We start from the raw sequence: 10,332 nt of genomic DNA, 5'->3' as shown, positions 1-10,332 counted from the left end.
CCTGTTGCCGGTGCCAGCCGGCAGGGCCTGGCGCTGGACCGGGATGCTGGATCCGGCAAGGCTTCCCGTGTCGTACAACCCCGCCAAAGGCTGGCTGGCCACGGCCAACGAGATGAACCTGCCGGCGGGCTACCCGCATCTGCTCGGCCTCGAATGGGCCGACCGGTCGCGCATCAACCGCATCAACGAGGTGATCGCAGCAAAGCCGCAGTTCAGCCTTGTCGATGCCATGGCGCTGCAAACCGACACCGTCAGCGACAATGCGCGGCGCATGATGGCGCTGCTGGCCGGCCTGGCAGGACGCAATGACGACGAACGCGCGGCACTGGCCATGCTCAAGGGCTGGGACGGCAACGAAGGCGCCGGCTCGGCACAGGCGCTGCTGTACGAATATTGGGCCAGCACCGCGCTGGGGCCGGCGGCGGTTGCGGCACTGGTGCCCCAATCGGCGCGGGCCGGTTTCGGCAAGGCATCGGCCAGCAACATCGTCCCGGTTCTGGAAGACGGCGCCCTGCTCGGCCCCGACGCGGCGGCAAAACGCGCCGAGATACTGCTCGGCTCACTGGGCACCGCCTATGCCGCACTGGTCAGCAGCAAAGGCGATCCGGCGCTTTGGCGCTGGGGCGGCGCGCACCGGGCCTATTTCGTGCCGGCGCTGGCCCTGCCCGACCGGGGCGAGGGACGCAGCGCCGGCCCGCTCGGCATCGGCGGCTCAGGCTCCACGCCGATGGCGGCCAGCTATGACGACAATTTCCGCGTCACCGCCGGCGCTTCGGTGCGGCTGGTGATGGATGTCGGCGCCTGGGACAATGCCATGGTCATCAACACGCCGGGCCAATCGGGCAATGCCGGCGACCCGCATTACCGCGACCTGTTTCCGCTATGGGCCGGCGGTGACTATGTGCCGTTTCGCTGGAGCCGCGAGGCGGTCGATGCTGCGGCGGAGCGCGTGATCAACGCCGTGCCGCAGTAGCGTTCAGGGCTCGCCGACCAGCGCCTGCCAGACGCCGACCGCCACCGCCGCTGCCGTATCGGCGCGCAGGATGCGCGGTCCCATGCTGATGGCCATGGCGCCGGGCACCGCGCGGATGGCGGCGCGCTCCTCGGGTGTGAAGCCGCCTTCCGGGCCAATCAGGATCGCAGCCGGAGCAGACGCGTTGGCCATTGCGTGTGCCATGGGTGCGCCGCCGGTTTCGTCGGCAAAGATCAGCGTGCGGCCCGGCGGCCAGTCCCGGAGCAGCGCCGCCAACGCCACCGGCTCGGCCAGTTCCGGCAGGGCCGTGCGGCCGCATTGTTCGGCGGCCTCGACCATATGGGCAAACAGTCGGTCATGGTTCAACCGGTCCACGATCGTGCGGCGCGTCACCACCGGCACCAGCCTTGCCACGCCTAGCTCGCAGGCCTTTTCCGCCACCCAATCGATGCGCCCACGCTTCAGCGGCGCCGCGCACAGCCACAGATCGGCGGTGGTCTCTTGCGGCTGGCTCTGCATCTCAAGGCTGACGCTGATGGCTTTCTTGGCCAGCGCTGTCACGCGCGCCGCCCATTCGCCGTCGCGGCCGTTGAACATGCGCACGACATCGCCAAGCTGCCGGCGCATCACCTGCGCCAGATAATGCGACTGCGGTGCCGGCAGCGTCAGCACCGCGCCCTGCGCCATCGGCAGATCGACATACAGTCGCGGCGTGGTTGACAAATCGGGGCCGGTTTCGCTCATGGCGCCGTGGCTAACCCAGCATCCCCGCCGCCGCAACCGGCAACCCCCAACTCGCTGCCCCCCGAGTCGCTACCCGAGTCGCTGCCCGACTCGCTGCCGGGCTGGACCGACCGGCTGCCGCCGCGCCCGCTGGCTTATGCCCGGCTGGCGCGGCTCGACCGGCCAGCTGGCAGCTGGCTGCTGTTCTGGCCGTGCGGATGGGGGCTGGCGCTGGCCGGCGGGCTGGTCGCCGACGGACTGTTGCTGCTGTGGTTTGCCGCCGGCAGCCTTGCGATGCGGGCGGCGGGCTGTGTGTGGAACGACATTGTCGACCGCGATCTGGATGCGCAGGTCGCCCGCACGCGCAGTCGGCCGGTGGCAAGCGGCGTCATCAGCGTGCGCGCGGCGCTGGTGTTTGCCGTCGCCCTGTCGCTGATCGGCCTCGCCGTGCTGCTGCAATTGCGCCCGCTTGCGCAGATGGTAGCGCTGGGCAGCATCGCGCTGGTGGCGGCCTATCCGTTCATGAAGCGCATCACCTGGTGGCCGCAGGCCTGGCTCGGCCTCACCTTCAACTGGGGGGCGCTGGTCGGGTATGCCGCCATAAGTGCGCCCGATGCCCCGATGGCGCTGCTCTATGCCGGCGGTGTTGCCTGGACCCTGGGCTATGACACCATCTACGCGCTGCAGGACATCGAGGACGACGCCATAGCCGGCATCAAATCCTCGGCACGGGCGCTGGGTCCGGCGGCGCGGCGCGGCGTTGCGGGGTTTTATGCGCTGGCACTGCTGTTGTGGGGCGCGGCGCTGTGGCTGGTGCGGCCCGACCCATTGGTGCTGGCGGCGCTGCTGCCGCTGGCGGCGCATCTGGGCTGGCAGGTCTGGCGCCTGTCCGACGCCGGCCCGGCCAATGCCCTGATGCTGTTTCGCACCAATCGCAGCGCCGGGCTTTTGATGTTTGCGGCCTGCGCGGTGGTCGGGCTGGCGTGAACATGGCTGCGGGCCCGTGCCGGATTGGCGACGGACCCGCGCGGCGCCTGTTGCGGCATCGTCACCAGTCTGCCCCGGATCGATGCTGCATCTGCACGGCGGCAATGCCAGATCGCGCCGGCGCGTCATTGGACGGATGCGACAAATGCGTCGGGTGCTGGCCATTTGCGGCGCCACGACTTAAGTCTGCGTCATGCTGACCCCTCCCATGGCGCTTGAGCGCCTCGATGCCGCCCTTGCTGCTGCACGCGCCGCCGGCGCCGACGCCGCCGATGCCCTGTATATGGGCGATGGCTCCACATCCGTATCGGTCCGCCTCGGCGCGCTGGAGGACATTGGCCGCTCCGAGGGCGAGGAAGTCGGCATCCGCGTGTTCGTCGGCCAGCGTTCGGCCAGCGTCTCGTCATCCGACCTATCGCCCGCAGCCCTGATCGAGGCGGCGACCCGTGCCGTCGACATGGCGCGGCTGGCGCCCGAAGACAAATGGGCGGGCCTCGCCCCCGAAGACCGACTGATGCGCGGCGCAATACCCGAACTTGATGTCCACGACCCTGCCGAGCCCTTGGCACAGAGCCTCAAGGACCGCGCGCTGGCCGCCGAGGATGCCGCCCGGGCCGTGCCCGGCGTGACCAATTCCGAAGGCGGCGGCGCGGCGGCTGGACTGGTCGTCATGGCGCTGGCGACATCGACCGGCTTTCGCGGCGGCAAGATCGGCTCCAGCCATGGCACATCGGCATCGGTGGTCGCCGGAAATGGCAGCGACATGCAGCGCGACTATGCCTATCACAGCACGCGGTATCTGGCCGACCTCGAAGATCCTGCCGAGATCGGCGTCCGCGCCGGCCAGCGTGCGATTGCCCGGCTGTCGCCGATCAAGCTCGCCACCGGCACCATGCCGGTCGTGTTCGACCCGCGCGTCAGCGGCAGTCTCATCGGCCACCTGATGGGCGCCATCACCGGCAGCGCCATCACGCGCGGCACATCATTCCTGATGGACGCGCTGGGCAAGGCGATCTTCGACAGCGGCGTCACCATGATCGATGATCCGCTGCGCCTGCGGGGCCTGCGCTCACGCGCGTTCGACGGCGAGGGGCTGCCGACGGCGCGCACCGCCATCATCGACAAGGGCGTCCTCACGACATGGCTGCTCGACAGCGCCAACGCGCGGCAACTGGGGCTGGCGCCCACCGGCCATGCCGCGCGCGGCACGTCGGGGCCGCCGGGCGCATCGGCGTCCAACCTGCACATGGAGCCGGGCACCGACACCCCGGCGGCGCTGATGGCCGACATCAAGGACGGGCTGTATGTCACCGAGCTGATCGGCATGGGCGTCAACGGCCTGACCGGCGACTACAGCCGGGGCGCCAGTGGTTTCCGCATCGAAAATGGCGAGATCACCGGCGCGGTCGCTGAAATCACCATCGCCGGCAATCTCAAGGACATGTTTGCACGGATGACGCCGGCCAATGACCTGCGCTTCCGCCATGCCACCAATGTGCCCACCCTGCGCATCGATGCCATGACCATCGCCGGTAGCTGACGCTTGCCGGACTCCAGGGCCTTGGCAGACGATCTCGCCCTTGCGGTGAAGCTGGCCACCGAAGCCGGCGCCATTGCCATGGGTCATTTCCACGGGGCATCGGACTGGTGGGACAAGGACTGCGGCACGCCGGTCAGCGCCGGCGATCTGGCGGTCGATGCCTTTTTGAAAAACGCGCTGGCGATGGCTCGGCCGGGTGATGGCTGGCTGTCCGAAGAAACCGCCGATTCGCCGGACCGGCTGGCGCGCCGCCGGGTTTGGGTGGTCGATCCCATCGATGGCACACGCGATTTCATCCGGGGCCGAACCGGCTGGGCCGTGTCGGTGGCGCTGGTGGAGGACGGGGCCGTGACCGTGGCGGCATTGGCCGCACCGGCGCGGGACATGATCTTTGGCGGCTCGCTGGGCGGCGGCGCAACTGGCAATGGCTGTGCGCTGGCGGTGTCAGGGCTGGCGACGCTGCCGGGCGTGCGCCTGCCCATCGACGTCGCCAATATGGCCGCAAGTTTCTGGCCCGAACCCTGGCCGGGCGTGGCGGTGGAAAAGCCCAACAGCCTGGCACTGCGCATGGCAAAACTCGCCGCCAACGAAGCCGATGTCTGGATGGAAGGACGCACGGTCGCCGAATGGGACGTGGCCGCCGCCAGTCTTATCGTCACCGAGGCCGGCGGCATCGTGACCGACCGCCACGGCGCCGCGCTGCGCTTCAACCAGCCGCAGCCACTTGTGCACGGTCTGGCTGTCGCCACGCCGGCGCTTCATGCCGAGGCGCTGGCCCGGCTGGATCACGCCATGAAAACGCTCAGCGCACGCCGCCACGCCAAGGATGGCCGTTAAAGCCCCACTGTCACCATCACGCTGCGCGCAATCTGGTCGAACAACGCGGCGCTGTCGCCGTCCAGCGGCTGCCCGGCGTCGGCAGCCTGCCGCACCGCCATCGCCAGCGGCACCCGGCCAAGGAACGGCACACCCAGTTTCCCGGCCTCCGCCTCTGCCCCGCCATGACCAAAGGGGTCGGACACATGGCCGCAGGCCGGGCAGGCATAGCCAGCCATGTTTTCGATCACGCCCAGCACGCGCACATTCACTTCGCCGAACATGGCGATGGCGCGGCGCGCATCGATCAGCGCCAGGTCCTGCGGCGTCGAAACGATGACAGCGCCATCTGGCTTTAATTTCTGCGCCATGGTCAACTGAATGTCGCCGGTGCCGGGCGGCAGATCGATGACCAGCGCATCAAGCGCACCCCAATCGGCGTTCTCGACCATCTGCACCAGTGCCGAACTGGCCATCGGTCCGCGCCAGACGATGGCCTTGCCGGGATCGGTCATCATGCCCATCGACAAGGCCTTCACACCGAACCGCATTTCGGGTTGCAGCTTGCCATTCTCGATACGGGCGCGGCCTGTGATGCCCAGCAGCGTCGGCACCGAAGGCCCATAGATATCGGCATCGAGCAGCCCCACCGCCTGGCCGGCCCGGGCCAGCGCAAAGGCCAGATTGGCCGCGACGGTGGATTTGCCGACCCCGCCCTTGCCGCTGGCCACGGCAATCAGTTTCCGGATGCCGGGGACGGTCGTTTCCACCGGCCTGGCGGCTCCGGCCGGCGCAGCGGCGCGGTCAGCTGTCAGGATCAGCCGCACCGCCTTGACGCCGGGAACACGGCGCACCTGCGCCTCCACCTGCGCCTGCAACCGTTCGGCGGCGCCCTTGTCCAGGCCGTCAACCGACAGCACCAGCCCGATGGTACCATCGTCCTTGGCAACGATGCCGGCAGCGCGGCCGCTGTCCATGAGCGTGCCGCTGATGGGGTCGGCGATACCGGCAAGCGCCTCGGCGACAAGATCTCGGATGCTCATGCCTGCTGTATTCCTTCAATAATCTGCCAAAAATCCGGCTGCGCGGGGCAGCGACATTCTTGCGCCCTCGCAATCCCGGTTTGGCGCTCGTATATAGGCTCCAGCTTGTTGTGATAAGGTTCGGATTGGCGAATGCCCTGGCAAAATAACAATGACGATGGCCCTTGGGGCGGCGGCAGCGAAAGCGGCGGCAATGGTGGCACCGGGGGTGGCACCGGGGGCGGCTCCGGCGGCGGCCCGAAGAACCCGTGGGGTGATGGTCCCAAGCGTCCTCCCGGACCGCGTCCGTCCGGCAATCGCGAATTCGACGACATCATCCGGCGCGGCCAGGAAAAACTGCGCAGCCAGTTCGGCGGCGGCGGCAATGGCGGCGGCGGGCTTGGCGGCAGCAATTTCGATCTCGGCAACGGCAAGGCCCTGCCTTGGATCGGCGCTGCGGTCATCGCGACATGGATCGTGCTGACCAGTTTTTACCGCGTCGACGCCCAGGAACGTGCTGTGGTCCAACGTTTTGGCCGCTATGTCGACAGTTCCGGGCCTGGCATGCACTTCAAGCTGCCGTGGCCGATCGACGCCATCACGCTACGCAAGGTCGAGGAAATCCGGTCCATCGATATCGGCGCCAGCGACGGCGCGACCGAAAACCTGATGCTCACGGGCGACCAGAACATCATCAACCTCGCCTATGCGGTGCGCTGGAAGATCAAGAACCCCGAACTGTATCTGTTCGAACTGGTCGACCCCGAACAGACCGTGCGCGAAGTTGCCGAAAGCGCGATGCGCGCGGAAATTTCCAAGGCTTCCCTGAACGATGCCATCGGGCCGCAGCGCGCGCAGATCGCCGAACAGGTGCGCGAACGCATGCAGGAACTGCTCGACAGTTATCGCGGCGGCATCGAGGTGCGCGGCGTCGATATCCGGCAGGCCGATCCGCCCGCAGCCGTCGATGATGCCTTCAAGGACGTGTCGGCCGCGCAACAGGACGCCCAGCAGTACATGAACCAGGCGCGCACCTATTCGCAGCGCCTGCTGGCACAGGCACAGGGGGCAGCGGCAGCATTCGATGCCGTCTACACCCAGTACCGGCTCGCGCCCGAAGTGACGCGCAAGCGCATGTACCTTGAAACCATGGAATCCGTGCTGTCCAAGGTCGACAAGACGGTCGTCGATACCGGCAACGTCCAGACCTATCTGCCGCTTCCCGAACTGCGCAAGCGCAGCGCGGCAGCGCCCGAAGCCAGCACGCGGTAAGGAACGCACATGAACATGATCCTGCGCAACCCGCTGCTCTGGGCCGGCGTGGCCTTTGCCTTCATCGTTGTCGGCATGAGCACCTTCTATATCGTGCCCGAAACCAAACAGGCCGTGGTGCTGCGGCTCGGCAAGCCCGAACGCATCGTCAACGAATATGACCGCAAGGCGGCTTTCGGCGAATCCGGCGCCGGCCTGACCATGAAAGTGCCGTTCATCGAGGATGTGCGGTTCGTGGACAAGCGCGTGCTCGACCTCGACATGGACGCGCAGACGGTTCTGTCCACCGACCAGCTTCGCCTGGTTGTCGACGCCTTTGCCCGGTTCCGCATCGTCAACCCGCTGCGCATGGTGCAGACCGTCGGAACCGAACAGAACGCCGCTGATGCCCTCAAGCGCATTCTTGCATCCAAGCTGCGCAACGAGCTTGGCAAGCAGCCGTTTGCAGCCCTGCTCAGCCCGGAACGCGGCCAGCTCATGGATGAAATCCAGCGCACGGTTAATCGCCAGGCCCAGCAATATGGCGCCGAGATCATCGATGTGCGCATCAAGCGCGCCGATCTGCCGTCAGGCCCGCCGCTCGACGCCGTTTATGCCCGCATGCGCTCCGCGCGCGAACAGGAAGCTGCGACAATCCGCGCCCAGGGCCAGAAACAGGCCCAGTTGGTGCAGTCCACCGCGGTTGCCGAAGCGGCCAAGACCTATGCCGACAGCTTTGGCAAGGACCCGGAATTCTATGCTTTTTACCGGGCGATGCAGGCCTATAGCACCACGTTCAAGGACGGAAATGCCTCGGTCGTGCTTGGCCCCAACAACGAATTCCTGCGCGAATTCGAAGGGCGGCGGAATCGCTGACCGGCTGTTCATCGCGCGTTAGGAACGTCTTGTCCAAAAGCCTCGGGTCAACCCGGTTCCGGCACCCGCCGGGCCGCAAGGCCAACCAAGATCATGTTGATCGTCGAAAGGGTGTCATTCCTGTGCGCATTGCCCGCCATCTGATTTCCGCCGCGCTGCTGACCACCGTTGCCGCCGCCGCCTTTGCCCCCGCCGCCTTTGCCCAGGCGCCTGCTGTGTTGCCGCCGGCCCAGAACGCCCAGCCGCCGGCCGTGCCGGTGTCCCCGCCCGGCGGCGCACCGCGCAGCTTTGCGGATCTGACCTCGCGGCTGTCGCCAGCAGTCGTCAATGTGTCCACCACCCAAAAGGTGGAAATCGGCAAGATGCGCGGCGGCCAGCCCGGCAGCCCGCTCGAGGAACTGTTCCGCCGCTTCCAGGAACAGCAGGGTGATGCCGGCGAGCCGGTGACGCGCGAGGCAACCTCGCTCGGCTCGGGCTTCATCATCGACCCATCGGGCTATATCGTCACCAACAACCATGTGATTTCCGCCGGCGAAGGCCGCGACACACCCGTTGAATCGATCACCGTCACTTTGTCCGACCGCCGCGAATTCAAGGCGCGCATCATCGGGCGTGACGCGCTAACTGACATGGCCGTGCTCAAGATCGACGCAGCGGATTTGCCCTATGTGAAGTTCGGCAATTCTGCAGGCGTGCGCGTCGGCGACTGGGCGATTGCCATCGGCAACCCCTTCGGCCTTGGCGGCACCGTCACCGCCGGCATCGTGTCGGCGTTGCACCGCAACATCGGCTCGGGCCAGTATGACCGCTATATCCAGACCGATGCCTCGATCAACCAAGGCAATTCTGGCGGGCCACTGTTCGATCTTGATGGCAATGTCATCGGCATCAACACGGCGATCTTCTCGCCCACCGGCGGCAATGTCGGCCTTGGTTTCTCGATTCCGGCCGAACTGGCCCGCCCGATCGTAGAGCAGCTCAAGGCCACCGGCACCGTCAAGCGCGGCTATCTGGGCGTCGCCATCCAACCGTTGTCGAGCGACATCGCGGCCGGACTTGGCCTGCCAAAGGATCGCGGCGAAATCGTTGCGTCCGTCGAGGCCAATGGCCCGGCATCGCGCGCCGGCATCAAGCAGGGTGACGTCATCGTGCGCATCAACAACCAGGACGTGACGTTCGACAACACCTTGTCGTTCGTGGTCGCCAACACGCCCATCGGTTCGACCATCCCCATCGATCTGATCCGTGAAGGCCAGCGCCGCAGCATCCGCGCCACCATCGTGCAGCGGCCGTCGGAAAACATCGTGCAGGCCCGCGCCGGCCTGGCGCCGGATGCCGCCGACGACGACAGCAGCGGCGCCAAAAGCCCGGCCAGCGAAGCCGCCAAGGCCTCGCTAGGCATCACGCTGCAACCGCTCACCCCGGTGTTGCGCCAGCAGTTGCGCCTGCCCGATACCGTGACAGGGGTGGTCATCGCCGGCATCAGCCCATCGAGCGATGCCGCCACCAAGGGGCTGCAACGCGGCGACGTCATCCTGAAAATCGGCCAGAAACCGGTGACGACCCCGGCCGAAGCGGCCGATGCCGTCGCGGCCGAACGCAAGGCCGGCAAGGATACGGTGCTGATGCTGGTCCAGCGCGGCGTCACGCCGGCCCGCTACACCGGCGTCAAGCTGATCCCGGCCAAGTAAAGTCTGCGGCGCCCCTGCCTTGAGGCAGGGGCGTTGTATGGCCGGCCCTGAGCCGCTATCTCTTTGCCGGTTGCAGCGAAGGGACAGGCACATGGCCGACAGCATTTTCATCGGCATGGCGAAGGATGGCGGCCAGGACAGCCCACAGGCATTGGTGCTGAAACGCGCCAATCGCCATGGCCTGATCGCCGGCGCCACCGGCACCGGCAAGACCGTCACATTGCAAGGCATTGCCGAAGGGTTCTGCCGCGAGGGCGTGCCGGTGTTCTTGTCAGACGTGAAGGGCGACATTGCCGGCATGGCGATGAAGGGCAGCGACGCCGCCGCCTGGACCGGCAAGCGCGCCGCCGAAATCGGCATGACCGATTATGACTATGAAGCCTGCCCCGTCGTGCTGTGGGACCTGTACGGCGAGCAGGGCCACCCGATCCGCACCACGGTCACCGAAATGGG

The 10,332-nt window shown here is 67.1% G+C and carries 10 protein-coding genes; 8 read left to right on the top strand and 2 right to left on the bottom strand.

Annotation, left to right across the window (positions count from 1 at the left end):
• The coding region (locus tag RMQ73_RS02200) for a penicillin acylase family protein (RefSeq protein ID WP_310496348.1) at nucleotides 1-973 on the top strand (973 nt) is incomplete at its 5' end.
• A gap of 3 nt (nucleotides 974-976) precedes the next feature.
• Here RMQ73_RS02200 and RMQ73_RS02195 read toward each other — a convergent pair.
• On the bottom strand, nucleotides 977-1,717 hold the full coding sequence (locus RMQ73_RS02195; RefSeq protein WP_310496346.1) for a 16S rRNA (uracil(1498)-N(3))-methyltransferase: 741 nt from the start codon (nucleotides 1,715-1,717) through the stop codon (nucleotides 977-979).
• An 81-nt stretch (nucleotides 1,718-1,798) separates the two neighbouring features.
• On the opposite strand from RMQ73_RS02195, the gene ubiA reads away from it, so the two are divergent.
• The 3 genes from ubiA to RMQ73_RS02180 all read left to right on the top strand — a co-directional run bounded on the left by ubiA (nucleotide 1,799) and on the right by RMQ73_RS02180 (nucleotide 5,060).
• Complete coding sequence (gene ubiA / locus RMQ73_RS02190) at nucleotides 1,799-2,683, top strand: 4-hydroxybenzoate octaprenyltransferase (RefSeq protein WP_310496349.1); 885 nt, start codon at nucleotides 1,799-1,801, stop codon at nucleotides 2,681-2,683.
• Nucleotides 2,684-2,876: 193 nt separating this feature from the next.
• The gene (locus tag RMQ73_RS02185) at nucleotides 2,877-4,223 is read left to right on the top strand and encodes a TldD/PmbA family protein (RefSeq protein ID WP_310496345.1); all 1,347 of its coding nucleotides are present in this window, start codon (nucleotides 2,877-2,879) and stop codon (nucleotides 4,221-4,223) included.
• 21 nt (nucleotides 4,224-4,244) lie between these two features.
• Nucleotides 4,245-5,060, top strand: coding sequence for a 3'(2'),5'-bisphosphate nucleotidase CysQ (locus RMQ73_RS02180; protein ID WP_310496344.1), 816 nt, complete (start codon nucleotides 4,245-4,247; stop codon nucleotides 5,058-5,060).
• Here the strand turns inward: RMQ73_RS02180 and RMQ73_RS02175 are convergent.
• Nucleotides 5,057-6,082 (bottom strand): Mrp/NBP35 family ATP-binding protein, encoded by a 1,026-nt coding sequence (locus tag RMQ73_RS02175; RefSeq protein ID WP_310496343.1) that lies wholly within the window; start codon nucleotides 6,080-6,082, stop codon nucleotides 5,057-5,059. The genes RMQ73_RS02180 and RMQ73_RS02175 overlap by 4 nt on opposite strands.
• Nucleotides 6,083-6,214: 132 nt before the next feature.
• On the opposite strand from RMQ73_RS02175, the gene hflK reads away from it, so the two are divergent.
• The 4 genes from hflK to RMQ73_RS02155 form a co-directional block, all read left to right on the top strand.
• A complete protein-coding gene (hflK, locus tag RMQ73_RS02170; protein WP_310496341.1) occupies nucleotides 6,215-7,333 on the top strand; it encodes an FtsH protease activity modulator HflK in 1,119 nt (372 codons plus the stop codon).
• Nucleotides 7,334-7,342: 9 nt separating this feature from the next.
• Nucleotides 7,343-8,188: a protease modulator HflC gene (locus RMQ73_RS02165; protein WP_310496340.1), complete on the top strand. Its 846-nt coding sequence runs from the start codon at nucleotides 7,343-7,345 to the stop codon at nucleotides 8,186-8,188.
• A 122-nt stretch (nucleotides 8,189-8,310) separates the two neighbouring features.
• Nucleotides 8,311-9,879: a Do family serine endopeptidase gene (locus RMQ73_RS02160; RefSeq protein WP_310496339.1), complete on the top strand. Its 1,569-nt coding sequence runs from the start codon at nucleotides 8,311-8,313 to the stop codon at nucleotides 9,877-9,879.
• Between the two features lie 91 nt (nucleotides 9,880-9,970).
• On the top strand, nucleotides 9,971-10,332 hold a 362-nt coding region (locus RMQ73_RS02155; protein WP_310496337.1), incomplete at its 3' end, for a helicase HerA-like domain-containing protein.

Source organism: Sandarakinorhabdus sp., from assembly GCF_031430775.1.
GTDB lineage: Bacteria > Pseudomonadota > Alphaproteobacteria > Sphingomonadales > Sphingomonadaceae > Sandarakinorhabdus.
Note: the sequence above shows the minus strand (reverse complement) of the source record. Positions and strands in the feature narration are given on the sequence as shown.